We start from the raw sequence: 26,571 nt of genomic DNA on the forward strand, positions 1-26,571 counted from the left end.
CTTCCTTTTTCTCTGTTTATTTTGCATCGTACCAAGACGGCCCTGAAGCATAATCCGCCTTCAGCGGCACGTCTAATGCCAAAGCATGCTCCATCACTTCAGGAACCAGCTTCTCTAATATTTCAATTTCTTCCTTAGGCGCTTCAAAAATCAATTCATCGTGCACCTGAAGCAGCAGTCGTGCCTTCAGGTTTTTTTCTTTCAGCTCAGCTGCCATGTCAATCATGGCTTTTTTAATAATATCGGCGGCGCTTCCCTGAATCGGCGTATTCATGGCCGTCCGTTCCGCAAAGCTCCGCAGGTTGAAGTTGCGGCTGGTCAGCTCAGGAATATAGCGGCGGCGCTGCATAAGTGTCGTGACATATCCTTTTTGCTTCGCTTCCTGCACCGATTCTTCCATATATGCCTTGACGCCCGGGAAGCTCTCCAAATAGCGGTCTATAAAAGCGCCCGCTTCTTTCCGGGTGATGCCGAGGTTTTGTGACAGCCCGTAATCACTGATGCCGTAAACAATGCCGAAATTGACGGCCTTTGCCTGGCGGCGCATCGCTTGTGTCACTTCATCTTCACTGACATGAAACACGTCCATGGCGGTTTTTGTGTGAATGTCCATGTCATTCGTAAACGCTTCGATCAGATTTTCATCTTTTGAAATATGCGCAAGCACCCTTAATTCAATTTGTGAATAATCGGCGGCGAAAATAAGCCAGTCCGGTTCGGACGGTACGAAAGCCTGACGGATTTTCCGCCCTTCCTCCAGCCGGATCGGAATATTTTGCAGGTTCGGGTCCGTTGAGCTGAGGCGTCCGGTTTGAGTCAACGCCTGATTGAATCGTGTATGCACCTTATGAGAATCCTTGCGCGTGACCTTCAGCAGCCCTTCTATATAAGTCGATTGAAGCTTGCCGATTTGTCTGTATTGCAGGATATAAGCGACGATATCATGTTTGTCGGCGAGCTTCTCAAGCACATCGGCTGAAGTGGAATAGCCTGTTTTTGTTTTCTTTACTGGCGGCAGGCCGAGTTTTTCAAACAGAATGACGCCGAGCTGTTTTGGTGAATTGATGTTAAACGGCTCACCGGCGATGTCATGGATTTTTTCTTCATATTCTTTCAGCTTTGCCTTGAGCTCTTCGCCCATTCGCTTCAGTCTTTCAACATCCACTTTGACGCCCATTGATTCCATTTCTCCAAGAATAAGCGCAAGCGGGAGTTCGAGATCTTCATATAATTCAAGCTGATTATTTTCTTCCAGCGCGTGCAGCAGTTTGTCACGAAGGCTGTTAACGGCAGACGCTTTCCGCGCGAGATGATCGGCAAGCTCTTTTTCAGCCGGAACGGCGCGCTTTGCGCCTTTTCCGTATACCGCTTCATCTTTTGAAACGATATTCAGCCCGTATTCTTTCGCTACGCTCGCGACATCGTCGTACGAATTGCCCGGGTTTATAATGTAGGCAGCAAGAAGCGCGTCAAATTCCGTTCCCTTCAGCTCAATTCCCTGCCAGCGCAAAGCGACGACGGAACGTTTGCTGTCAAACACCCATTTTTTCATCGATTCATCTTCAGCCCAAGATTTAAAAGCTTCAGACTGAATGGCGATTTCTTTCGGAATATAATAAAGACCTGTTTCATTCACGATGGAAAAGCCGAGGATCGGTTCTTCGTGATAGTTATCACCGATTTGTTCGACGACCAAAGCGGACGGCGAAACGAGCATATCTTCGGTGATTTCTTCTGCCGTTTCGACATTGATGTCTTCAAAATTTTCTTCCGCCGTTTCCCCGCTTTCTTCACCGAGCCGCTCAAGAAGCGTATTAAAACCGAGTTCTTTAAAAATGGCAACAACTTGTTCACGGTCAAACCCTTTGTAATCTAAATCTTCGGGCTTGACTTCAATCGGCGCATTTGTCATAATCGTCGCCAGCTCTTTGCTCATCAGGGCTTGCTCCTTATATTCTTCAAGCTTTTCTTTTAATTTTTTTCCGCTGACTTCATCAATGGAATCAAGCAGTTTCTCAACCGAATGGAACTGCTTTAAGAGCTTAATCGCGGTTTTTTCTCCGACGCCGGGGACGCCCGGTATGTTATCGGATGAATCCCCCATTAATCCCTTCATATCAATGATTTGCAAAGGGGTCAGACCGTACTTTTCCTGCACGTGCTCCGGCGTGTAATCTTCCACGTCGGTAATGCCTTTTCTCGTAATGGCAACGGTCGTTTTCCCGGTTGCAAGCTGGGTTAAGTCCTTGTCCCCCGACACTACCTTTACTTCGAAGCCTTCTTTTTCAGCAGATACGGCAAGGGTGCCGATAATATCGTCCGCTTCATATTCAGGAAGCTCGTAGCGGCTGATTTTGTAGGCATCAAGGAGCTCGCGGATGAACGGCATCTGTTCTGAAAGCTCCGGCGGCGTTTTTTGTCTTCCGCCTTTATATTCTTTAAACGTGCTGTGGCGGAAAGTGGTTTTTCCCGCATCAAAAGCCACCAGCATGTGGGTCGGCTTTTCATCTTCCAGCATTTTCATTAAAATCATCGCAAACCCGTATACGGCATTTGTATGAATGCCTTTTTCATTGCTTAAAAGCGGCAATGCAAAAAACGCCCGGTATGCCAGACTGTTTCCGTCGACAAGCACTAATTTTTTTCGTTCCGTCATTCAATATCCTCCTAAGAGCAAAAGCTCGTCATTCCTCTATTTTTTAATCTCACAGCTTCTCTTATTTTAACAAAGTTCAATTTGAAAGGAAAATGAGCGAACCCCGTGAAAACGCAAAAAAGGACGGGAACAAGAAAACACGTTCCCGCCGTCAAAATTGGCTCCTTGGATGAAGGGGTTCTGTTATATCCTAACAAGATAGGTTTAACAGGTCATGAAGAAATTGTTAATCCTTTGTAAAGCTGATCACGCTTCCGGCTGCCGCTTCAGCGTCACGGTAAATACAGTGCCCTGTCCCGGCTCGCTTGTGACCTCGATTTTACCTTCATGGGCTTCTATTAAGTGCTTCACGATGGCGAGGCCGAGCCCGGTTCCTCCCGAGTTGCGGCTTCTGTCTTTATCCACGCGGTAGAATCTCTCAAATATCCGCGGGATCTCTTCCTTCTGAATGCCGATTCCCGTATCGGACACTTTGATATCGACAACGGTTTCTTTCACATGTACCGAAATCCCCACCGTCCCTTTTTCAGGCGTGTAGGTCAGGGCATTGTTCGCCAGATTCAAAAATACCTGCTTCAGCCTGTGCGCGTCACCCGTCACAAAAATCGGCTCTTCCGGGAGATCGAGCTGAAAGCTGATGCCTTTTTCCTCAGCCTTATGCCGCAAAAGCGCTTCAATTTCATGCAGAATTTTTGCAGCGTCAAAGGACTCTACGCGCATCGTAAAGTTTTGCTGCTCCATCTTGGATAAATCCAATAAATCCTGCACGAGAGATTGGAGCCGCTCACTTTCTTTCAGAATGATAGACAGAAAGTCTGAAAGCGCCTTTTCGTCTTTCATCGCTCCGTCTAACAGTGTTTCCGTAAATCCTTTAATCGAGGTGATCGGTGTTTTCAGTTCATGGGAGACATTGGCGACGAAGTCCTTTCTCATCTGCTCCAATTTTTTAATTTCCGTCATATCGTGAAAGACGAGGACGATGCCCTTCCATTCATCGTCGGGGCCCATGATCGGAACGCCGTCAACTTCAAAGTAGCGCCGCTCAATATTGATGGGAAGTCTGAGCAGCTGGCATTTTTTCGTCTCTGTCATAAAAATGTCTTCGACAAGCCGAATGATCTCCTCATGTTCAAACGCATCATGGTAAAGGCGCCGAAGCAGACGTTCAGGCTTTGTATGAAACTGCTTCGTATATGACCGGTTCACGAGATTGATAAAACCTCTCCCGTCTATTAAAATCAAACCGGATCCGATATTTTCAATAACGGTTAACAGACGATCGCGCTGCATATCCTGCGTTCTCGTCATTTCCATTAAATCGACCGCCAGGCTGTTCATCGCACGCCCGAGACGGTCCGACCGCCTTGCGTAGCCGCTGTAGGAGCGGGCGTCGTAATTCCCTTTGGACAGCTCCGTTGCCACCTTTGTCGCGGCGTCGATTGATTTTTTGTAACGGGACGTCATGTTTGTATAAAAGAAAACGATAATGATAAAAGCGGTACAAAGACTTGCTGCCAGCATGCCCCACATTTCTCCGGTAACACTTGAACCGCCGTTGATCTCAGAGGAAACGAGTACATACCCCGCAATTTTCCCGGCGTCATTTTTTACGGCAGTGCCGCGGATGACTTTGTTTTTCGACTGTACGGCTTCCTCGCTTTTATTGTGAGAAATGAACTCCTTTACGGCTGAATCATCAGCATGACTGCCGGAATGATATACGGCGTCACCCTTCTCGTTGAGCACGGAGACGTTTATACCGAGGGTGCGGCCGGCGTCACGGATTACCGTTTCATTGCTTTTATTGCCGATTCGGCCGGTGTCAAGAAGGCCCGCTATGTATACCGATTCCTTTTTCAGCTGATCCGCCGTTCTTTCTTCAGCGGATGAAGAAATAAGCTGCTGTAAAAAAAGGCCGAGAACACTGAAAACCAATATGATACATACAACGAGTAAAGCGAACAGACGCACACGGACTTTATTCATTCATTTTTGGCTCCTCCAGTTTATACCCCAAACCTCTGATTGTTTTAATATAGATGGGTTTTTTGGTATTTGATTCGATTTTGTCGCGCAGATGACTGATATGAACGTCAACAATCCGGGTATCCCCGGCAAAATCATAGTTCCAGACCGCGCTCAGCAGAAGATCTCTCGTCAGCACTCTTCCCTTATGTTTTCCTAAATACAGAAGCAGTTCAAATTCTTTAGGCGTCAATTCCAGCTGTTCTGACTTAAAGTACGCTTCGTAATGCTCCGGAAGAATTTTCAGCTCGCCGATGAGAATCTGCCCGTCCTTTTCCTCTTCTCTGCCTTGTGACAGCGAAGAAATGTCAGCCCTTCTTAAAATGGCTTTCACCCGCGCAGTGACTTCCCGCGGACTGAACGGCTTTGTCATGTAATCATCCGCTCCGAGCTCCAGTCCCAGCACTTTATCAAACTCCTCATCTTTTGCTGTCAGCATCAAGATCGGAACCATCATTTTCTGCTGTCTGAGCTGTTTACAGACGTCGATTCCGTCCACTTTCGGCAGCATGACATCCAGTACGATTAAATCCGGATTTTCATTCTCTGCCTGCTCCAGAGCCTCTTCGCCGTCTGATGCGGTGATGACATCATAGCCGGACCGTTCCAGATTATACTGTAAAAGAGTAACGATAGATTGTTCATCATCTACAACTAAAATTTTTTTGTTCATGCTGCGCCCTCCGCTGTCTATTTTCCCCGACATCCAATTTTCTCTATTTTATGTGCTGCATATCACTTTATGATTTCATTTTATCCAATACTGCCCGTTCAGACAATTCGCCTTTTTGATCATTTTCAGAGAAAGGATCGCTCAGGGAAAAAGAAAACGCTTTCATTAATTGTAAAAAGAGGAAGGCTTCTGATTCGGAAGCCTTCCCTTTTTTCTTATGACAATACTTTCATCACGTTTTTGACAGATTCAACTGATTTACTCAGCTGCGCTTTTTCATAGTCTGTCAGTTCAAGCTCGATGATTTGCTCTAGGCCGTTTCCTCCGATAATCGTCGGTACGCCTAAGTAAATGCCTTCATGACCGTATTCGCCTTCTAAGTAAGCGATGGTCGGAAGCACGCGGCGCTGATCTTTCAAAATGGCTTCTACCATTTCAGTCAGTGACGCAGCAGGCGCGTAGTAGGCGCTTCCGTTTCCGAGAAGGTTGACGATTTCCCCGCCGCCTTTTCTTGTGCGTTCTACAATCGCATCAAGACGGTCTTTCGGGATAAGCGTTTCAAGCGGAATGCCGCCCGCATAGGAATAACGGACGAGAGGAACCATGTCGTCACCGTGTCCGCCAAGAACAAAACCGGTCACATCTTTTACAGACAGGTTTAATTCTTCAGCGACGAATGTTCTGAATCGCGCAGTGTCAAGCACTCCGGATTGTCCGATGACGCGTTCTTTCGGGAAGCCTGATTCTTTGTACACCGCATATGTCATCGCATCAACAGGGTTTGTCAATACAACGATAATGCAGTCAGGAGAATATTTCACGATCTCACGTGTGACGCTTCTCATGATTTTTTCGTTTGTAGATACGAGATCATCACGGCTCATGCCCGGTTTTCTCGCAATTCCGGCTGTGATGACGACGATATCAGAACCGGCTGTGTCCTCGTAGTTGGACGTGCCTGTGATTTTCGCGTCAAATCCTTGGACCGGACTTGCTTCGAGCATGTCTAGCGCTTTTCCTTTTGTCGGGTTTTCTAATTGCGGAATATCAACGAGCACAACGTCCGCAAGCTCTTTTTGAGCTGTAAGAAAGGCTGTTGTCGCTCCCGTAAATCCTGCTCCGATAACAGAAACTTTACTGCGTGTTTTTCCCATGATTCTCTTCTCCTTTTTTGGCTTCATTAGAAGTCTGCTTTAGGTTCAGTCCATGTTTTTGATTAGCTCTTCACCAAACTCTGAACATTTCACTTCAGTTGCACCGTCCATTAATCTGGCAAAATCGTACGTTACTACTTTTGAAGCAATCGTTTTTTCCATAGATTTAATGATCAAGTCGGCAGCCTCATTCCAGTTCAGGTGTTCAAGAAGAAGCACTCCTGAAAGGATGACGGATGACGGGTTGACTTTGTCAAGGCCGGCATATTTAGGAGCCGTTCCGTGAGTCGCTTCGAAAATCGCATGCCCTGTTTCATAGTTGATGTTCGCTCCCGGCGCGATTCCGATTCCGCCTACCTGAGCGGCAAGCGCATCAGAGATATAGTCTCCGTTTAAGTTCATTGTCGCCACGACGTCGAATTCGCTCGGACGGGTTAAGATCTGCTGAAGGAAAATATCAGCGATGCTGTCTTTGACGATGATTTTTCCTGCCGCTTCCGCTTCGCTCTGCGCTTTATCAGCCGCTTCTTTTCCGTCTTTTTCGACAATGCGGTCATATTCAGCCCAAGTGAATACTTTATCTCCGTATTCTCTTTCGGCAAGCTCGTAGCCCCAGTTTTTAAATGCCCCTTCAGTGAACTTCATGATGTTTCCTTTGTGGACAAGCGTGACAGACTTACGGCCGTTTTCGATCGCATACTCAATGGCAGCTCTGACTAAGCGGCTTGTGCCTTCTTCAGAAACAGGTTTGATGCCGATTCCTGACGTTTCAGGGAAACGGATTTTGTTAACACCCATTTCATTTTGCAGGAAGCTGATCAGCTTTTCAACTTCTTCAGAACCTTTCGCATACTCAATTCCGGCGTAAATATCTTCCGTATTCTCGCGGAAAATGACCATATCCGTATCTTCAGGACGTTTGACCGGAGAAGGCACTCCCGTGAAATATCTGACAGGGCGCAGGCACGTAAACAAATCAAGCTCCTGTCTCAGCGCCACGTTCAGAGAACGGATACCGCCGCCGACCGGTGTCGTCAGAGGACCTTTGATGGCGATGAAGTACTCTCTGATGTCTTCCAGCGTTTCGGCAGGAAGCCACTCACCTGTTTTATTATAAGCCTTTTCACCGGCATAAACTTCTTTCCACGTGATTTTTTTCTCGCCTTTATATGCTTTTTCAACAGCGGCTTCCAATACTTTAGAAGCGGCGTTCCAAATATCAGGGCCTGTGCCGTCGCCTTCAATAAACGGGATAATCGGATTATTTGGTACGTTTAATACTCCATTAGAGACTGTAATTTTTTCACCTTGTGACACAATATTACCTCCCAGTATGTAATTCATATTTAGAAAACATTTTATTTTTCTTGTATAGAAAATAAAATGACTTTTCTCAAGATTCTATCAAAATTGTAAACCAATCCGGGCTTGATTAACAAGAGGCTAACGACATGAAAATCACCAGCCTCCCGTTTGATCAGGCTCTTTCATCAATCGGAACAAAAGTCTGCTTATCCGGACCCGTGTAATCAGCGCGCGGGCGGATGAGGCGGTTGTTATCGTACTGTTCAAGAATATGGGCGATCCATCCTGACATTCTGCTGACCGCAAAGATCGGCGTGAACAGATCGTGATCAATGCCGAGACTGTGGTATACAGATGCGGAATAGAAATCAACGTTAGGCGGGAGTTTTTTCTCCGACGTTACGATTTCTTCGACACGGATTGACATCTCGTACCATTTGCTTTCACCCGTCAGATTCGTCAGGCGTTTGCTCATTTCTTTTAAGTGTTTGGCGCGCGGGTCTCCATGCTTATACACACGGTGTCCGAAGCCCATTACTTTTTCCTTTTTCTCCATTTTGCTGCGAATATAAGGCTCGGCGTTTTCCACTTCGCCGATTTCTGTCAGCATTTTCATGACGGCTTCATTGGCTCCGCCGTGAAGCGGTCCTTTTAAAGCGCCGATGGCGGCAGTGATGCCTGAGTAAATATCAGATAAGGTGGCGACACATACTCTCGCCGTAAATGTTGATGCATTCAGCTCATGATCCGCATGAAGAATGAGCGCTTTGTTAAACGCTTCCACTTCGATCGGAGAAGGCTCTTCACCGTTTAAGGTGTAAAGGAAGTTCTCCGCGATTCCATACTCTTCCTTCGGTTCAACAGGATCAAGTCCTTTGCGGATTCTTGAGAAAGCGGCGACAATGCCCGGCACTTTCGCCTGCAGACGGATGGCTTTTCTGTAGTTCGCTTCCGGATTCATGACATCGGCTTCACTGTCAGTCAGACCGAGTAATGAAATCGCCGTCCGGAGCGCAGCCATTGGATGTACGTTATTGAGGGGATAGGATTTGAAGTGCTCAATGATTTCTTGTGGAACGGCAGCTTCTTTCGCAAGCTGTTTTTTCAGTTCAGCAAGTTCCGTTTTATTCGGCAGGCGCAGATGCCACAGCAAATAAATGATTTCTTCAAAACTTGCATTCTCTGTCAAGTCGTCAATATCGTACCCTACATATGTAAGGGTATCGTCGATAATAGAGCTTACAGATGATGTTGTTGCTACAACCCCTTCAAGACCGCGTGTTGCTGTCATATTCAACCTCTCCTTTTCAATCAAAATTCCCCTTTAAAGAGTATATAAAACATACGGCTTACTTAAAATGAGTCATGCAAACACTCCCTTTCCCCTTCAAGAAAATGCTTACATTTCAATGGTTGCGATTACATAACCAGTATGCTTATAGAGGAACATAACAAATTCTTATAAGCTTATTTAAGTTTAAGCCTATTCTTATTATAAACAATAATCTGATTAATTTGTAGACTTTTAACTAAAAATGTTTTAAAAGCCTTATATATCAAGGCTTTTCGTTGATAAATTTAATCGTTTGTTTTCAAGTGCTTTGTAAAACCATGTATTCTCATGTTTTCAATTGGGGGAGTTTTAGGGGGCTTTTAAATAGGACAGACGCAAATCGCTCTCCTTTCTTGCTCTAACTTTACCCTCTTTACAAAAAAGAACATTCGTTCTGTACAATTAACTCAATTCAAGGAGGGGCGCCATGAGATTTAAGGATAAAACATGACTATTAAAAAAAGCCCTATCTAAGGGCTTTTTCTGCTTTTACTTTATGAAGATGGGGTCTGATAAAAAGAGACAACTCCAATTACCATTAACACGATGACTATCCCTAAGATGGTCCATAATGTTATTTTAACGCTTTTTTTCATGTTATGACCCCCATCTTTTTATTGAGATTGTTTTTTATTATGTGCCGACTGGCTTTTCAGCTAATATATAAGTACCGACTGGCTTTTCAGCTACATGTTTATTAGAAAACCCCATAAAGCCCGCAACAGCTAACCCGCTCAAACAAGCAACAGATAATGCCGCAAAAAGAATTCTCTTTTTCATCAAATTCCCTCCAACTGCTTCATTTTCTTTTCAGCTAAAATAGCTTTATTAGAAAACTTTAGAGCCTCTTTATACAGTCCCCTTTCTTCAAATTTTTTTGAAGTGACTAAAGCCAGATCGCGAATGCTGTCAAAGTCATTTTGTTCTGCTAATCTGTTCATATGATTGTGAATCCGATCAACGCGCTCATTCAAAGGACATTGTGAAAGCTCATGAATAATATTTATTTTAGCTTCGTATATTTTATTCTGTTTTTGTCTAAGATTTTCCTGTCCCTTTTTCAAATAATATGATGCTTTATTGTTTTCCCCCATCATCACCAGCTCTTTTGCAATCATATATAATGAATTTATATAATACGATGATTCACACCAGTCTTTATTTCTTAATGCATGCTTGATGGCATTAAGACAATCCTGCGACCGCTTCGCCTCTGAGTATGTAATGCTTAAGTTGTGATGAATCATTGCTGCGAAAAAAGAATCGTCCAATTTTTTTGCCACTTTAATTGCTTGCAAATAATGTTCCTCTGATTTTTCGTATTGTCCCAATTCAGTGTAATTATGAGCAACCACCATTAGCGACGTCGCAAATTTCTTCAAATAATTTTCGTTATTCTTATAGATATTCACTGCATTGGTTATATAATTTAACGATACGATGTTCTGGCCCAACATCATGTACATAGAGGCAACCTTTGAATAAAATTCTGCAGCTTCAATTTCATCCGGTATTAATGAAAGCTTTTTTTCAGCGATATTAAATAAACTTATGGCGCTCTCGAAATTTCTCTATATGACTCGTACAGCGCTTCAAATAAATAAAAATAATATTCAATCATATGGTCTGTTTTTTGGATTTTATCAGCGTGGTTTTCATTAAAATACGAATGGGAAGGCAGCTCTTTACCTCTCACCTGATACAAAAGCATTCTATGACGCTCTTCCAATAAAGAATAGTACATTAAAACCTCTTGATCTTCTTCCATTTCATCTAAAAGCGGTTTGATCTCTTCAAAATATTTCTCAGCAGACTCAGCGTCTTGTTGTTTTATCGCGATATACCAATCATTTAATATATTTGCAACTCTTTCAGAAGCCAGTTTACTCATACGATAAACCCCTCTTTATACAAATATTCTAAATTTTCTCAAAAAATATTCTAGCATACATTTAGCATAATATGTAATATATAGGAATCATTTTCGACATACCGCATTTCTTATTTCGTTTTTACGCAATCAGAGGAAAAGGTAATTCAACCTATTTTTTTAAGTTCTAATCGAAGTCTAATAGTAAAAACAAACCAACCCAAAAGAACCGTTTTGTATTTGGAAGTTTTGTTATGTATTTACTCCGGCTTTCATCGTGGTAAAATTTCGAATAACATTTTATCGCGAAAGGATATGAGCATGAAAATCTTTGAAGCAACCTCCCTGCTTTCTGCCGCCAAACAACGCGCAACCGAATACAAAGAATTGCGCAGCCAAATGACGAACCTCAAAAAGGCGTTCCAAGGTATGGCAGACTTGGGCGACAGCGATTTTTCGGGCAAAGGCACCGACAACATCAAAGCTTTATTTCAAGATCATGCAGGCGTCACAGATGAATGGCTGGAATTGATTGATATGAAAATTGCGTTTCTCACAAGCATAGAAGCTATGATTGAAGATGCCGGCCTTTCAGACTCTTATGTGGAAGAATCTTTCCTTGAACATGAATTGACAAACGAACTTGATAAATCAAAAGCGATTATGCAAGAGCAGCGGAACGAAATGAAAGGTATCCTTGATGAAATCGCAGATATACTGCCGCTCGATCTCTTTTCAACCGATAACGCGGATCAAAAATTAGATGATTCTGATACAACAAAAAGAGATACAATACAAAAAATTGGTGAGCTGGATAACAACCTTTCAAATGAATATGGGCTGTCAGAAGCTAATGAGGCGTTCATTATGGCAGATTTTCAGGCATTACAAGATGCGACAGGTAAAGGCAAAAACGCCACCCCGCTCAACTATAATGCCAAGGCGTACCGGGAAAGTGAAATCCATCAGATGCAAGCAGGATTACATAAACAATCATCGGAATATCTTTCGTTCAAAAAACAGCAGGCAGAAGAGAGAAGAATTGCGAAGGAACAGGAAGAGCTTGCGAACAGGCCGTGGTACGAAAAAACATGGGATGTTGTTTGTGATTTTACAGGTGAGGTTACCGGATATTATGATTATAAAAGGGCAGCTGATGGAGTTGACCCCGTTACAGGTGAAAAACTTACTGCCGGGCAACGGGTCGCAGCCGGGGGAATGGCTGCTGCAGGGTATATTCCGATTGTCGGTTGGGCCGGCCGTATCTTTAAAGGCGGAAAAGCAGTCTATTCAACTGGGAAAGCGATATACAAGGCTGATAAAGCCCTCGAAATATATAAAACTCCCAAAACCTTTCATGCATTGGAAAGTTCTCAAAAAGGGCTTTATGGCTTAGTCTCAGCAAATGGTTTAAGTGAAGGGATAACAGGCCGTGATATGTTTGGGAATAAGATTTCCAAAGAACAGCAGCATAACAGTATTAATGCAGCGCTTGCTGTTTTTATGCCTTTCGGGGCAAAGGGTTTTTCCGGTAAAACAGGCCTTAAAACTTCAACTTCAGTTAAAAACACAACTATTATTGTTAGCAGAAAAGGGGCTTTGAAAGAAGCTAAAAGAGACGCCGGTATACCACGTGCTCAACATCCAGAGTCAATTAATCGAGTAGAAATGCGCACTGCTCCCCACGAAGGTAGTCGTGTAATTAAAGATAAAAATGGTAAGATCATATGGACGAGGGAGTACACTTTCACTAATAATAAAGGGGAAAAGATTATCATACAAGATCATAGTGCTGGGCATGAAAAAGGTGGTCAGGGCCCACACTTTAATGTTCGACCGATTGATAACACTCGAACAGGAAAGGTTCCTGGCACAAAAGAACATTATCCTTTTAACAAATAATTTGAGGTGATTTTATGTGGTACACAAAGATTGAAGAGAGTCGTTTTTTAAATAGTTTATATAATGAGGTGCCAAATTTAGAAAATGTACGCATCGAAGGAATTTACATAAAGGAGGAAGGCAGAAAAGTAACATTACATTTTGACATGCCATTTTATGCAGAAAACCCTCCTAAGAAATGGGCTAATTTAGGATACAACTCAATTGCTCTTCAAGTCGACTTTTTTGATATTCATTCTTTAGAAATGAAAACAACATCAGATACATACAGAGGAAACATCGAAATAAATAATGATGAAGAGGGATTATTAGAGGTTAATGTGACTGGGGAGATTACGGCAAAAATTAAAGCTGATGCAGGATTTATTCAATCAATAAATGGTTATATTAACGGCGCTATATAATTATGCTATATATACAAAAAAAGCCCCCTCTCAATGAGAGATGGGGCTTTTTATTATTCCAAAAGAGTTCTTAGTTTCATCTTTGTCTTTGGCCCATGAATGCCGTCAGCAGTCACGCCGTACATGGACTGGAATCGTTTGACTGCATTTGCGCTGTTTTCGGGCCGTAAATATCTTCATCAAACCGTTCACTAATTGAAACTGACTCATTTACTGATGTAAGTGAATTTAAATAAATTGCAGAAAAACCCTCCTCATCTCGAGAAGGGCTCGATTTCTACTTCTTTTTCTCTAAATCAGTCCGAAGAAACAAACTGATGCCGCTCAACTTTTCAATCGAAGGGCTTTATCGGGCTCTCCAACTATTTTCCCCTATGCTTTTCTTTTGCTTTTTGTTTTCTGATTAAATATTTTTGTTCCTTTATTTTTTCTCTTTGTTTTCTATTCAGTTGTTTTTTCTTTTCTTTTCTTGCTTCAAGCTCCTGTTTTATCGCTTTTTGTGCCTTAGTTGATATTTTTCATCTCTTTAGAAGCTTGTCGTTGCAATCTTTTTGGGTTTAATTTCTTAGATTTTGCTTTAACACAAACCCCTTCTTGTTCAGTGTGGGAGAGAGTCTGTAAAAGTTGATTATTAACAAAATGCATTATTTCTGAATCCTTTGGCTCTTGTCCAAACAAATGACGAATTGCTCTTAATTTCCCATCATTCACAACTTCAATGACTCCTACCCAAAACTGACCATCGTAGTAAACCGTTAATTTCATAACGATTCCCTCCTCCTAAATTTACTGAAGAATGATGGACATCCCGAGGAGGGGAAGGTTACTGACATTTTAAATCATGCATCCGGACTACCAACCGAATTGTGTTTTTTCATTCTCATTATAAATTTAACAAACTTTCAAATTGAAGGAAAGGGTCTCCGCTTATTTTAACAACACTTCAAGTTTTGCTTTGGTATCAGCACATAAATTCCATCAGCTTTTAATCCATTCATCAATTGGAATTACTGCAATCGCTGTTTTCGCTCCATGTGCGCCGTCAATCCCGAAGTTCTTTGTTACATGGTAAGCCGCTTCATTCATCGGAATAATGCAAATGGCATTTGTCTGAATTACAAAATGCGCAAGTGCAAACTCTAATTTTCTCCACAAAAAAAAGCAGCTTTACGCCGCTTTTTTACTTTACGAAGTGAATATTTTAACGATTTGCATGGCCAAGTAGGCGATTCCGGCGCCGATTAACGGGCCGACGGCGACGCCTCCGAAAAGCGCGACGGCAAGTATCGTGCCGATGACCAGCGCCGTTGTAATATGAGGGTCGTTTTCCAATAAGGTGAGACCGTTTTTGGCGATTAAGGCAACCGCGATCCCGGCACCGAGAGCGATCCACGCATAATATGATTTCATTGCTTCTCCGAGCTGTTTAAAACCGATATCACCTGTGGCAATCGGCACTAAAACGGCGATTGTAATGACGGTGACTCCCCAGTTGATGCCTTTTGACTGAATAACCGGAAATAGTTTCTGATCAAGACCGACAGCTTTTATCACAATGAGAAAGCCGACGGCAAAAAGCAATGACTGATTTTTGGCTATCAATGCGATGGCCAGCAATAATAGTAAAAATAAATTCGCCTGTGTAAACATCCTGAAAGCACCTTCTTTCATCATATCTGTATTCATATCCTTTTTTTTGACGAATAAACTAATGTAATAGGACGTGCCGACCGAGAGGAGGATCGATGTGAACCCGCACTACGCAACTGTTTTTTTCCGCGCGCTGTTTGTACTCGCTGCGGCCGGCGGCGCTTTAGCGGCCGGTTACGCCTCATTTCCGTTAACTTATCCGTTTCTGATCGCCCTTATTCTGTCATCAGCGATCATTCCCGTTGTTGACTGGCTGGACAAACTGACGGGGATGCCCCGGTCAGTCAATACAGTCATTGTCCTGGTCTTCTTTTTGCTTATTCTTCTTGGCGCGGCGACATTTCTCGTTGCGGAAATCATTTCGGGAACCGCCTATCTGGCCAAAACGCTCCCTCCCCATATCAGCGCCTTTATGACGTATTGTGAAGAGCTGTTCACTTCCCGCATTCAGCCATTGTACCACGAGCTGACCGTCCTATTTAACGGACTGGAAACCAATCAGCAGGCATCCATCGTGACGCATATTCAGACCCTCGGTGATACAGCCGCTAAAAATGCGGGGCTGATGCTTTCACATCTTTTGGAGCTGGTGCCGAAATGGATTGCCTTCCTTCCCAATACAGCTGCCGTCTTCATTTTCGCAATGCTGGCGACTTTTTTTATGACAAAGGACTGGCATAAGCTGAAGGCGCTGCTTTATTCCATTCTTCCGGAACGGGTTTCGGCAAACGCCAAGGCCGTGTCGGGAGAGCTGAAAAAAGCGATGGCAGGTTTCATTAAGGCGCAGGCCGTGCTCATACTTTTCACGATGATCATTGTCTTTATCGGACTTTTTCTTTTAGGGATTGAGCATGCGGCAACCATCGCCTTTTTTATCGGCCTGGTGGACCTTCTCCCGTATCTCGGCGCCGGGTCGGTCTTTGTTCCCTGGATTATGTATTTGGCCATTGCCGGTCAGCTTCCTCAAGCGATCGGTCTCGGTGTTTTATATATTGTCGTTCTCATTCAGCGCCAGCTGACGGAGCCGAAAATTTTAAGCAGGTCAATCGGACTTGATCCGCTTGCGACCTTAATCGCCCTGTTTGCCGGCTTTAAACTGTTCGGAATTTTAGGACTGGCTGCGGGGCCCGCGCTGCTCGTTTTCATTCAGGCCTTTATCACAACGGGCGCTTTAAAAGAAATATGGGCCTATATTACTGTTCAATCCAAATAAAAACAGCAGCCCTGTAAGAAGGCTGCCGTTTTTATTTGATAATGATCCGCTTGTTTTTTGACATTCCTCTCAGCCATTTGAACAAAAGCGGCTTCATGCGGTTCCGAGTGAACGGAATCAGAAGACAGGCCCCTGCAATATCGGACAGAAAACCCGGAAGCATCAAAAGCAGGCCTCCGAAAAAGACGCATATTCCATCAAGAAGCGCTTCCCCCGGCATTTTGCCGTGCTGCAGGTCGCGCATCACCCGATGATACACATCGGTTCCCTGTCTTTTTGCCACCAAGGCGCCTAACACGCCTGTCAAAATGATGAGAAGGAAGGTCGGAAAAATACCGAGCCATTTTCCCGCCAGCAGAAACAAGCCGATTTCAATTGCCGGACACACGATAAACAGTAAGAATAACACTCTCATTTTTCTGCCCTCCTGCCCTTCTAAAAGCGCGTCACCGCCCGCATGGGAATAGGAAAATCAGCCTAAAGACAAAAGAGAAGGGAGAACCCCCCTCTCTTTTTTAAAGCTGTTTAAAGAACGCTTGCGCGGCCTTCATACACAGCGCCGCGGGCAGCGTCAACTGTGATAACCTGTCCTTCTGTTAAAACTGAAGTTGCGTTCTCCAGACCGACGATAACCGGAATGCCCAAGCTTAAACCGACAACGGCTGCATGGCTTGTCAGACCGCCTTCTTCAGTGATGAGCGCTGATGCTTTTTCAAGTGAAGCGATCATGTCACGGTCAGTGCTTGAAGCAACCAATACTGCGCCGTCTGTCATTTTTTGTTCAGCTTCTTTCGCATTTTTTGCAACAACGACCGGACCGAATGCAGATTTGCGTCCGATGCCTTGTCCTTTTGCGATAATGCTGCCGACAGTGTGGACTTTCATCAGATTCGTCGTGCCTGATTCACCGACAGAACCTGCTGTAATGACAATCAGATCACCGCGTTTCACGATGCCGCTGTCAAGTGATTTTTGAACCGCGTCTTCAAGCATTTCATCGGTTGAAGTCGCGTTTTGGCCGCTTGCCGGGAATACACCGAATACAAGGCCGAGTTTGCGTGATACAGACTCATTGACCGTAACCGCTACAATCGGAGCCTGCGGACGGTATTTCGCGATCATACGCGCCGTATGGCCGCTTTCTGTAGGGGTAACGATAGCTGCCGCACTCAGATTGATCGCCGTGTGCGCAACTGATTGGCCGATCGCATCGGTAATCGTCATGCCGACCTGATCTCTGCGTTTAGACAGAATTTCTTTGTAGTTCAGAGATTCTTCCGTGCGTGTGGCGATGTTAAACATTGTTTGAACCGCTTCAACAGGATATTGTCCCGCAGCCGTCTCACCGGAAAGCATGATAGCGTCTGTGCCGTCGAAAATGGCGTTGGCAACGTCACTTGCTTCAGCGCGTGTCGGGCGAGGGTTGCGCTGCATGCTGTCAAGCATTTGAGTCGCAGTAATAACCGGTTTGCCGAGCGCGTTGCATTTTTTGATCATTTCTTTTTGCACGAGCGGCACTTCTTCAGCCGGAATCTCTACGCCGAGGTCTCCGCGCGCTACCATTAAGCCGTCAGATACTTCCAGGATCGCATCCAGGTTGTCCACGCCTTCCTGGTTCTCGATCTTAGGAATGATTTGAATGTCAGACGCGTTATGCTCTTCAAGCAGTTCGCGGATTTCCAGGACATCCGTAGAACGGCGTACAAATGACGCAGCGATAAAATCAACGCCTTGCTCGATACCGAATACGATGTCTTTGGCGTCTTTTTCAGTAATTCCGGGAAGGTTGACGCTGACGCCGGGAACGTTTACGCCTTTTTTATTTTTCAGCGTGCCGCTGTTTAAGATTTTTGTTTTGATTTCGTGTTTTTCCGGATTTGATTCCAGCACTTCCAATCCGATTAAACCGTCATCCAACAGGATGATAGATCCTGCTGACACGTCGTCTGCCAGGCCTTCATAAGAAACTGAGAATTTTTCAAGCGTTCCCAGCACCTGTTTCGTAGAAACGATAATTTCATTTCCCGCCTGAAGCTCAAGCGCGCCATTTTCCATATCGTGCGTACGGATTTCCGGACCTTTCGTATCGAGGAGAATCCCCACGTTTTTGCCGAGCTTTTTGCTTGCTTCTCTGATGTTTTTGATTCTTGCGCCGTGCTCTTCGAAATCACCGTGTGAAAAATTCAGACGAGCAACGTTCATACCCGCTTCCATCAATTTTGTCAGCATTTCTACACTTTCACTGGCCGGACCGATTGTACAAACGATTTTTGTTTTTTTCAACTCGTTCACTTCCTTCTGAAATCTTCAGCTTCTTCCGCCTTAAATAGACAGTTCTTTTGAAAGCTGATACATGTTTGGTTCAACAGTATGTTTTGATTCTAAAATTTCTATAATATCATGGTCTACAAGCTTGTTGTTTTGTATACCTACGCAGCGTCCGCCTTTTCCTTTAAGCAGAAGCTCAACCGCGTAAGCGCCGAGGCGGCTTGCAAGAACCCGGTCAGAAGCGCTTGGAGATCCGCCGCGCTGGATGTGCCCTAAAACGGATACCCGTGTTTCAAGGTTCGTTTCTTCTTCGATGCGTTTTCCGAATTCAACTCCGCTGCCTACCCCTTCTGCAACGATGATGATACTGTGTTTTTTGCCGCGGTCGTGCCCTCTCTTCAAACGGCCGATAATTTCCTGCATATCGTAGTCCGCTTCAGGAATTAAAATTGATTCCGCTCCGCCTGCAAGACCTGCCCATAAAGCAATGTCGCCCGCATGGCGCCCCATCACTTCAATAACGTATGTACGCTCATGAGACGTAGCGGTGTCACGGATTTTATCAATCGCATCAATTACGGTGTTTAGCGCCGTATCAAATCCGATCGTAAAATCAGTTCCCGGGATGTCATTATCTATCGTACCCGGTACACCCACACACGGAAACCCGTGTTCCGTTAATTTTTTCGCACCCATGTATGAACCGTCTCCGCCGATGACGACAAGACCTTCAATGCCGAGTTTCTTTAAATTTTCGATTCCTTTTTCACGGCCTTCAACTGTTTTGAATTCAGGACATCTGGCCGTATACAGCTTTGTTCCGCCGCGGTGGATGATGTCACCGACCGAACCAAGCTCCAGTTTCTCTATTTTTCCGCTGATTAATCCTGAATAACCGTTATAAATTCCGTACACTTCGACGTCGTGGTAGATAGCTTTCCGCACAACCGCGCGCACCGCAGCGTTCATACCCGGGGAATCCCCGCCGCTCGTTAAAACTCCTATACGCTTCATTTCCTATTCACCTCAGCAACATATATATGTTAAACATATCATGATCATTGCCCTAAAACAATGAAAAGGGACGCCTGAGCTCCCATGAAACCTTACCTATTATACAATTAAATAAATTGTTTTTAAATAAAATTTAAGGAATATCACAAAAATCACAAAAAATAAACGTGAGCCATAGGCTTCACGTCTATTCAGTTTACCCCGATATATTGATCCTCAACCGAAACTTTCCCGATTGCTTTATATTTTTCATAGCGCTGTGAGATCAATTCTTCGGCGTTCAATTGAAGAAGAGATTTTAATGTTTCTTTAAGAATACCGTCAATATAGCCCGCCTGCTGCTTGATATCATGGTGAGCTCCGCCCTTCACTTCTTTAATCATATCATCAATAATTCCTAATTCTAATAAATCGGGCGCAGTAATCTTCATGGTTTCGGCCGCTTTTTTCGCAAGGCTGGAGTCTTTCCACAAAATGGACGCGGCTCCTTCAGGAGAAATAACGGAATACGTCGAGTTCTCAAGCATCAGCATGCGGTTGCCCACACCTAATGCAAGCGCGCCTCCGCTGCCGCCTTCCCCGATGACGATACAAACGACAGGCACTGTCAGGCCGGCCATCTCGAACAGGTTCTTGGCGATGGCTTCACTTTGTCCCCGTTCCTCCGCCGCTTTACCCGGGTACGCTCCCTTCGTGTCGATGAAGCAAATAATCGGGCGGTTGAACTTATCCGCCTGCTTCATGAGACGAAGCGCTTTGCGGTAGCCCTCAGGGTGAGGCATCCCGAAATTGCGGACAAGGTTTTCTTTCGTGTCTTTTCCGCGCTGATGTCCGATAACGGTGACCGGCATGCCGTGATATTTGGCGACTCCGCCGACAATCGCCGCATCGTCTCCGTATGTTCTGTCTCCGTGGCACTCAAAAAAGTCGGTAAACAGGTATTGAATGTAATCAAGCGTCGTCGGCCGGTCGGGAAGGCGTGCGATCTGCACTCTGTCCCACGGCTTCAGGTTTTTATAAATCTCATCCTGGAGCTTGCTGAGCCGGTCTTCAAGCCTTGCGATTTCAGCGCTTAAATCCATCTCCGAATCTTGGGTAAATTTTTTCAGTTCGGCGATTTTCGTCTGCAGTTCAATCACTGGTTTTTCAAATTCTAATCTTGCAGCCACTCATGCTCACCTCCTGTTTGGTGCATGTCCAGCAGAAATGCGAGTTTGTCTTTCATGTCGTTTCGGTGAATCACCGCATCAAGCTGGCCGTGCTTTAATAAAAATTCCGCCGTCTGGAAATCTTCCGGCAGTTTTTCCCCGATCGTCTGTTCAATAATACGTCTTCCGGCAAATCCGATCAAGGCGCCCGGTTCAGCGAAATTATAATCACCGAGAGACGCGAAACTGGCCGATACGCCGCCTGTCGTCGGATGGGTCATGACAGAAATAATCAGTCCCTGCTCCTCACTGAACAGTTTTAATGCAGAGCTTGTCTTGGCCATTTGCATAAGGCTTAAGACCCCCTCCTGCATACGTGCGCCGCCGGAAGCGGTAAAGATGATAAACGGGACTTTTTCCTCTTTTGCTTTTTCAATTGCAAGCGTGATTTTTTCGCCGACAACCGAACCCATGCTGCCCATTCGGAATGTTGAATCCATGATCGCGATCACGGCAGGGAATCCGCTGATGGTTCCTTTTCCGGTAACCACCGCTTCATTCAGCGATGTTTTCTCACGGTCTTTTTCGATTTTTTCTAAGTATTCCGGGAAACCGAGCGGGTTTTCAGATATCATTCCCTGGTTGAATTCTTCGAATGAATCTTCATCCAGGAGGCTTTCAATGCGCTGCTTTGCATTCATCGGGAAATGGTGCCCGCAGTTCATGCAGACGCGCAGGTTTTTATCTAACTCTTTTGTGAGCATGATTTTTTTACATTTGGAGCACTTTGTCATAATGCCTTCCGGAACATCATGTTTAGCCTGCTCAGACGGCACGGAAGCATATTTTTTCTTTTTTGTGAATATATCCTTTAACAAATGATTACCTCCCTTTTGTGAAGGGTTCTCTTCACTGCATGTCTTCCGATTAGATAGACTTAATAATAACTTTACCGAAACTATTGTACTTTTTTTGTCAAACGGTGTCATCCTCCATTCGACATTTTTTGCTGCAAAACAGACGGAAACGGACGGATTTCATACCGTAAAAAGCGTTGTTCAGCCTTATCTGTCAGCGTTTTCAAAAGAAATAAGGATTCTGCTGAAATTTTTTTAAGACCTGCCCTTAAAAAAATGCCAGCAGTCCGTATATTGAACAGCAGCGCGTTGTTTTTTTCCAACGCGCTGCCATTTCATTTTTGTGTTATTATTCGCCGATGACTGTGAGCTGTCTTGTTTTTTCAGCCACTTCCTCAGGATCGACCGTAATTCTGGCGACGCCCGTTTCCATCGCTGCTTTCGCAACAGCTTTCGCAACGGCAGGAGCCACACGTTTGTCAAATGGAGCCGGGATGACATAATCAGCGCTTAATTCTTCCTCTGAAACGAGGGAAGCAATCGCTTCAACCGCAGCAATTTTCATTTCTTCGTTGATGTGAGTCGCGCGAACGTCAAGCGCCCCGCGGAAAATTCCAGGGAATGCCAGAACGTTGTTGACCTGGTTCGGGAAATCAGAACGGCCTGTTCCGATTACGCTTGCGCCGGCTGCGCGCGCGTCTTCAGGCATGATTTCCGGATTCGGGTTGGCCATTGCGAAGATAATCGGATCTTTCGCCATGCTTTCCACCATTTCTTTCGTCAGCGCGCCTTCGACTGATACGCCGATAAAGACGTCTGCATCTTTAATGACATCCTGCAGCGAACCGTCGTTGCGGTCTTGGTTTGTAAACTTCGCCACTTCGTTTTTCACTGCGTTCATGCCGGCCGGACGCCCTTCGTAAATCGCCCCTTTAGAGTCGCACATTACGATGTCGCGTACGCCGAAATGGTAAAGAAGCTTGATGATCGCGATGCCTGCCGCTCCCGCTCCGTTTGCCACAACTTTAATGGATGACATGGATTTTCCTGATAATTTCAGCGCGTTTACAAGTCCGGCAACGGTTACGATGGCAGTGCCGTGCTGATCATCGTGGAAAACCGGAATGTTTGTTTCTTTTTTCAGGCGCTCTTCGATAATGAAGCAGTTCGGCGCCGCAATATCTTCAAGGTTGACACCGCCGAATGTCGGTGCAAGCAGCTTCACAGTGTCAATGATTTTGTCCACATCGTTTGTGTCAAGCGCGATCGGGAATGCATCCACGCCCGCGAAACTTTTGAACAGCACCGCTTTCCCTTCCATGACCGGAAGTGAAGCTTCAGGCCCGATATTACCGAGACCGAGAACGGCTGATCCGTCTGTTACGACTGCTACCATGTTCCCCTTCATTGTATAGTCATATACTTTATTTTTATCGTCATAAATCTCTTTACAAGGCTCAGCTACTCCGGGAGAGTAGGCAAGGCTTAAGTCGTCCGCGTTTCTGACTTCTACCTTTGCTTTTGATTCCAGCTTTCCTTGATTTACTTTGTGTAAATGTAACGCTTCTTCTCTTAATGACATTCTAAACACTCCTTTTAAGTACTTTGTTATATATTCTGCCGCATAGACTGGTACAATCGCTGGAGGTGAAAAATTTCAGAATCTTTAAATAAGATAGCACAATTGTTTCAATTGTATAACAAAATGATTATTGTTACCACTATTTTAACACGACGTTTTCGCGGCCCAGCAGCTCTTTTAAACGGTATAACGCCTGATGGTCCGCCTGAATATGAAAAGTATCCGGCAGCCTGATCGTCTGCTTGTCTTTTTCATAATAAAGATAAACGCCGGTTTCCCCTTTATGCTCCAGTAAAATACGCTTCATCTTTTCCAAAAACTCCTGATTGTGCCGGCTGCCTTCGATTTTGATGTAAACAGACGGCGCTCTGTCTGCCTCCGTCTGCTCAAGAAGAGAGGCGGATGACATGATGAATTGTGTCTTCTCCTGACGCTCTTCCATTTTCCCGGCGGCGAATAAAAGCGCGCCTTCTTCTAACAGCGGAGACAGCCTTCTATATTGGTCAGGAAACACGACGGCTTCCATTTCTCCCGTTTCATCACTTAATGTGAGAAACGCCATATGCTGACCTGTCTTTGTCCGAATCGTTTTGATGCCCGCGAGCAAAGCGCCGATTGACAGCTGCCCCTTCGGCATCTGCCGCGCTGCTGTGATCGCTTGCGCCCCCCTTTTTTTCAGGAGATCCCTGAAAGCAGATAAAGGATGGCTTGAGAAATAAACACCGAGAGCTTCTTTTTCGAACCGAAGCTTGTCCACGAGCGGAAATTCCTCAGCCTCTACATATTTTGGCTTAATGGAGAACGATTCTTCCAAAAACAATCCCATTTGGTCATCGTCTGCACGAAAAAGTTCAGCGTGCTCTAAAGCCACATCAACGGAGGCCAGCAATGCGGCGCGATTTTGATTGAATTCGTCCATGGCGCCAGAAAATATAAGGGCTTCGATGGTTTTCCGATTCACGCTTTTTGCGGGTACGCGAAAGCAGAAATCGAAAAGATCCTCGAACGGTTTATGTGTTCTTGCTTTATAAATATCTTTCACTGCCGAGACGCCTACGTTTTTAACGGCCCGCAAACTGTATCTGACGGCTCCGTTTTCCGGCGCAAACGGAAAACCGCTTTTGTTTATTGACGGCGGAAGGACTTGAATCCCACTCCCCTTCGCTTCATGCAGATATTGCGATATTTTGTCCTCATTGCCGATGACGCTCGTCAACAGCCCGCACATAAAATATAACGGATAATGCGCTTTTAAATAGGCGAGCTGATAGCCGATCATGCTGTATGCGACAGCATGGCTTCTGTTGAATCCGTAGTTAGCGAATTTTACAATCAGATCGTAGACCTCGTTTGCAGTGACTACAGAATACTCCTTTTTTATGCACCCTTCAACAAAATGGCTTCGCTCTCTGTCCAGAATGTCCTTTTGCTTTTTGCTGACAGCCCGTCTGAGCAGATCCGCTTCACCTAATGAAAACCCTGCCATGCGCGAGGCGATCATCATTATCTGTTCTTGATAGACGATGACGCCGTAAGTGTCACTGAGAATATTTCTTACATCCTCGTGCGGCACTTCCACACGCGCCCGCCCGTGTTTCCGGTCGATAAATAACGGAATATTTTCCATCGGTCCCGGCCTGTAAAGCGCGTTAACCGCGACAATGTCTTCCAGTCTTGACGGCTTCAGGCGCTTCAGCACGTTTCTCATTCCTGAAGATTCCAGCTGGAAAATACCCGTCGTATCACCGTTTGACAATAGTGAGAACGTTTTTTCATCCTGATAAGAAATCTCGGAAAAATCAATTTTCGTATTCGTTTCTTTTTCAATCATCGTTTTAATGGATTCAATAAGCGTCAGGTTGCGCAAACCTAAAAAGTCCATTTTTAAAAGACCGAGATCTTCCAAGTGATCCATCGCATACTGCGTTAAATACACGCCGTCATGCCCTTCTTGAAGAGGGACAACTTCCGAAAGCGGCTCTTTACTGAGAACGACCCCGGCCGCGTGTGTTGACGTGTGCCGCGGAAGACCTTCAATTTTCCTTGCGATCTGAAACACTTTATGAAGAACGGCGGATTCGGACAGCCGCCTGTTCAGCTGAGCGGACTGCCGCCTCGCCTCCTCAAGCGTCATTCCCGGTTTTGACGGAATCAGGCGGGCAAGCTGGTCGGCTTCTTTCGGGCTGATTCCGAACACTCTCCCGGTATCCCTTAACGCCGCCTTTGCGGCCAATGTCCCGAAGGTGATAATCTGGGCGACGTGCATGGCCCCGTACTTATTTTGTACATACTGAATGACCTCATCCCTTCTCGTATCAGGGAAATCGATATCAATATCCGGCATGCTGATCCGCTCGGGATTAAGAAATCTCTCAAACAGCAGAGAATGTTTAAGCGGATCCACGTCGGTAATGAAAAGGGAGTAAGCGACAAGCGAGCCTGCCGCGGACCCTCTTCCCGGGCCTGTCACAATGCCCTTTTCATGCGCGTACTTCATAAAGTCCCATACGATGAGAAAATAATCACTGAATTTCATGCGCCTGATGATGTCCAGCTCATATTCAAGCCGGCGGACAGCGCGCTCATCAGGAGTGCCGAAACGGAGGCGCAGCCCCTCATGACAGATCTCCGCCAAATAGTCATCGGCTGATTTGCCGTCCGGTGCCGGAAAAGACGGAAGCTGTGTCTGTCCGAGGCTGACATCGACCCGGCATTGCCGGGCGATACGCGCGGCTGCTTCAATCGCTTCCGGATGCCGCGTGTAAAGCTCTGCCATTTCTTCAGGCGTCCTCAAGTATAAGTCCGGCAGATCCCCGCTCTGATCCTCCCACTTCTCTCCGGCTTTAATAGCGCACAGACAGCGGTACGCATCTTGATCTTCTTTCTTGATATAACGGACATCCCCCGCAGCGCAGACAGCGATTTCCGTTTCGGCTGACAGGCGGAGAATCTCTTCTGATAACGTCTCATGTCCTTTAAACGGCTGGTACCCTAAATAAAAACGGCCGTCTCCGAACAGCTCCCGGAATCCTTCGGCAGCCCGGACCGCTTCTTCAAACTTCCCGACTTGAAGCAGGCTTTCAATGTAGCCGTTTTCACCGGGCGTAATGGCGATCAGCCCCTCACGATAGCTCTTCATCCATTTTCGCTTCATGCCGCCCTTTGCCATGGATTGCAGCGCACTTGAGATTTTCACCAGGTTCTGATAGCCGGTGTTTGTCTCTGCTAAAAGAATGAGCGGGTGTGCTTCAAGCTCCGTATCGTCCGTGTATATAGAAGCCGTCAGACCGATAATCGGCTTAATTCCGTTTGATTTGCACGCTTTATAAAACTCAATGGCGCCGTACATCACATTTTCGTCCGTCAGCGCCAATGATGAATATCCGAGTTCCTTCGCTTGTGTAACAAGCTCTTTTACAGAAGCGGCGCTGTTTAACAGGCTGTAGCCGCTATGTACTTGCAGGTGAACAAAAGACAATGCCGCCACTCCTTTCTCATACGTTCATTTTGCCTTTCT

At 45.3% G+C, this 26,571-nt stretch carries 21 protein-coding genes and 2 pseudogenes; 3 read left to right on the forward strand and 20 right to left on the reverse strand.

Going from position 1 to position 26,571, the window contains the following annotated elements; translation table 11 throughout:
* Nucleotides 1–16 precede the first annotated feature (16 nt).
* The 9 genes from polA to SB724_RS08990 all read right to left on the reverse strand — a co-directional run bounded on the left by polA (nucleotide 17) and on the right by SB724_RS08990 (nucleotide 11,037).
* Nucleotides 17–2,656, reverse strand: a complete 2,640-nt coding sequence (gene polA, locus SB724_RS08950) for a DNA polymerase I (RefSeq protein ID WP_265971118.1) — start codon at nucleotides 2,654–2,656, stop codon at nucleotides 17–19.
* Nucleotides 2,657–2,902: 246 nt separating this feature from the next.
* Nucleotides 2,903–4,642 (reverse strand): two-component system histidine kinase PnpS, encoded by a 1,740-nt coding sequence (gene pnpS / locus SB724_RS08955; RefSeq protein ID WP_032873702.1) that lies wholly within the window; start codon nucleotides 4,640–4,642, stop codon nucleotides 2,903–2,905.
* Nucleotides 4,635–5,354, reverse strand: a complete 720-nt coding sequence (locus SB724_RS08960; protein WP_014418615.1) for a response regulator transcription factor — start codon at nucleotides 5,352–5,354, stop codon at nucleotides 4,635–4,637. Before SB724_RS08960 ends, pnpS begins: the two co-directional genes overlap by 8 nt.
* A gap of 215 nt (nucleotides 5,355–5,569) precedes the next feature.
* On the reverse strand, nucleotides 5,570–6,508 hold the full coding sequence (mdh, locus tag SB724_RS08965) for a malate dehydrogenase (protein WP_003152455.1): 939 nt from the start codon (nucleotides 6,506–6,508) through the stop codon (nucleotides 5,570–5,572).
* Between the two features lie 45 nt (nucleotides 6,509–6,553).
* Entirely contained in the window at nucleotides 6,554–7,825 is a 1,272-nt protein-coding gene (gene icd, locus SB724_RS08970; protein ID WP_003152454.1) for an NADP-dependent isocitrate dehydrogenase, read from the reverse strand.
* A 160-nt stretch (nucleotides 7,826–7,985) separates the two neighbouring features.
* A complete protein-coding gene (citZ, locus tag SB724_RS08975; protein WP_003152453.1) occupies nucleotides 7,986–9,104 on the reverse strand; it encodes a citrate synthase in 1,119 nt (372 codons plus the stop codon).
* Between the two features lie 675 nt (nucleotides 9,105–9,779).
* The gene (locus SB724_RS08980) at nucleotides 9,780–9,926 is read right to left on the reverse strand and encodes a hypothetical protein (protein ID WP_164906834.1); all 147 of its coding nucleotides are present in this window, start codon (nucleotides 9,924–9,926) and stop codon (nucleotides 9,780–9,782) included.
* Nucleotides 9,926–10,612 (reverse strand): tetratricopeptide repeat protein, encoded by a 687-nt coding sequence (locus SB724_RS08985; RefSeq protein WP_410570837.1) that lies wholly within the window; start codon nucleotides 10,610–10,612, stop codon nucleotides 9,926–9,928. The genes SB724_RS08980 and SB724_RS08985 overlap by 1 nt, the downstream gene beginning before the upstream one ends.
* Nucleotides 10,613–10,695: 83 nt before the next feature.
* Complete coding sequence (locus SB724_RS08990; RefSeq protein ID WP_410570839.1) at nucleotides 10,696–11,037, reverse strand: response regulator aspartate phosphatase; 342 nt, start codon at nucleotides 11,035–11,037, stop codon at nucleotides 10,696–10,698.
* Nucleotides 11,038–11,337: 300 nt separating this feature from the next.
* Between SB724_RS08990 and SB724_RS08995 the strand changes: the two genes are divergently transcribed.
* Together SB724_RS08995 and SB724_RS09000 are read left to right on the forward strand one after the other, a co-directional pair.
* Nucleotides 11,338–12,918 (forward strand): T7SS effector LXG polymorphic toxin, encoded by a 1,581-nt coding sequence (locus SB724_RS08995; protein ID WP_410570841.1) that lies wholly within the window; start codon nucleotides 11,338–11,340, stop codon nucleotides 12,916–12,918.
* A 14-nt stretch (nucleotides 12,919–12,932) separates the two neighbouring features.
* Nucleotides 12,933–13,322: an Imm50 family immunity protein gene (locus SB724_RS09000; RefSeq protein WP_280145378.1), complete on the forward strand. Its 390-nt coding sequence runs from the start codon at nucleotides 12,933–12,935 to the stop codon at nucleotides 13,320–13,322.
* A gap of 53 nt (nucleotides 13,323–13,375) precedes the next feature.
* On the opposite strand, the pseudogene SB724_RS09005 reads toward SB724_RS09000, so the two are convergent.
* From SB724_RS09005 to SB724_RS09020, 4 genes and pseudogenes are all read right to left on the reverse strand, one after another.
* A pseudogene (locus SB724_RS09005) lies at nucleotides 13,376–13,491 on the reverse strand (peptidoglycan-binding domain-containing protein); the annotation flags it as partial.
* Between the two features lie 193 nt (nucleotides 13,492–13,684).
* Nucleotides 13,685–14,087 (reverse strand): annotated as a pseudogene (locus tag SB724_RS09010) (YjdF family protein).
* 213 nt (nucleotides 14,088–14,300) lie between these two features.
* Nucleotides 14,301–14,477, reverse strand: coding sequence for a hypothetical protein (locus SB724_RS09015; RefSeq protein ID WP_410570843.1), 177 nt, complete (start codon nucleotides 14,475–14,477; stop codon nucleotides 14,301–14,303).
* A 30-nt stretch (nucleotides 14,478–14,507) separates the two neighbouring features.
* Nucleotides 14,508–14,972 carry a DUF441 domain-containing protein gene (locus SB724_RS09020; protein ID WP_007408072.1) on the reverse strand — a complete coding sequence of 155 codons (465 nt, stop codon included), beginning with the start codon at nucleotides 14,970–14,972 and terminating at the stop codon, nucleotides 14,508–14,510.
* A gap of 97 nt (nucleotides 14,973–15,069) precedes the next feature.
* On the opposite strand from SB724_RS09020, the gene ytvI reads away from it, so the two are divergent.
* Nucleotides 15,070–16,185 (forward strand): sporulation integral membrane protein YtvI, encoded by a 1,116-nt coding sequence (gene ytvI, locus SB724_RS09025; protein ID WP_032873694.1) that lies wholly within the window; start codon nucleotides 15,070–15,072, stop codon nucleotides 16,183–16,185.
* A gap of 31 nt (nucleotides 16,186–16,216) precedes the next feature.
* Here the strand turns inward: ytvI and SB724_RS09030 are convergent, their stop codons facing one another.
* The 7 genes from SB724_RS09030 to dnaE all read right to left on the reverse strand — a co-directional run bounded on the left by SB724_RS09030 (nucleotide 16,217) and on the right by dnaE (nucleotide 26,532).
* Nucleotides 16,217–16,600, reverse strand: coding sequence for an FxsA family protein (locus SB724_RS09030; RefSeq protein ID WP_012118168.1), 384 nt, complete (start codon nucleotides 16,598–16,600; stop codon nucleotides 16,217–16,219).
* 110 nt (nucleotides 16,601–16,710) lie between these two features.
* Nucleotides 16,711–18,468: a pyruvate kinase gene (gene pyk / locus SB724_RS09035; RefSeq protein ID WP_007613076.1), complete on the reverse strand. Its 1,758-nt coding sequence runs from the start codon at nucleotides 18,466–18,468 to the stop codon at nucleotides 16,711–16,713.
* A gap of 39 nt (nucleotides 18,469–18,507) precedes the next feature.
* Nucleotides 18,508–19,467, reverse strand: a complete 960-nt coding sequence (gene pfkA / locus SB724_RS09040) for a 6-phosphofructokinase (protein ID WP_007408068.1) — start codon at nucleotides 19,465–19,467, stop codon at nucleotides 18,508–18,510.
* 191 nt (nucleotides 19,468–19,658) lie between these two features.
* Nucleotides 19,659–20,636 carry an acetyl-CoA carboxylase carboxyl transferase subunit alpha gene (gene accA, locus SB724_RS09045; protein WP_007408067.1) on the reverse strand — a complete coding sequence of 326 codons (978 nt, stop codon included), beginning with the start codon at nucleotides 20,634–20,636 and terminating at the stop codon, nucleotides 19,659–19,661.
* On the reverse strand, nucleotides 20,621–21,493 hold the full coding sequence (gene accD, locus SB724_RS09050) for an acetyl-CoA carboxylase, carboxyltransferase subunit beta (RefSeq protein WP_007613077.1): 873 nt from the start codon (nucleotides 21,491–21,493) through the stop codon (nucleotides 20,621–20,623). The genes accA and accD overlap by 16 nt, the downstream gene beginning before the upstream one ends.
* Nucleotides 21,494–21,821: 328 nt before the next feature.
* Nucleotides 21,822–23,054, reverse strand: a complete 1,233-nt coding sequence (ystJ, locus tag SB724_RS09055; RefSeq protein WP_007613079.1) for an NADP-dependent malic enzyme — start codon at nucleotides 23,052–23,054, stop codon at nucleotides 21,822–21,824.
* A 139-nt stretch (nucleotides 23,055–23,193) separates the two neighbouring features.
* Nucleotides 23,194–26,532 (reverse strand): DNA polymerase III subunit alpha, encoded by a 3,339-nt coding sequence (gene dnaE / locus SB724_RS09060; protein ID WP_265971112.1) that lies wholly within the window; start codon nucleotides 26,530–26,532, stop codon nucleotides 23,194–23,196.
* Nucleotides 26,533–26,571 lie beyond the last annotated feature (39 nt).

It is taken from the genome of Bacillus sp. SIMBA_031 (assembly GCF_046535225.1).
In the GTDB taxonomy this organism is placed as follows: Bacteria; Bacillota; Bacilli; order Bacillales; family Bacillaceae; genus Bacillus; species Bacillus velezensis.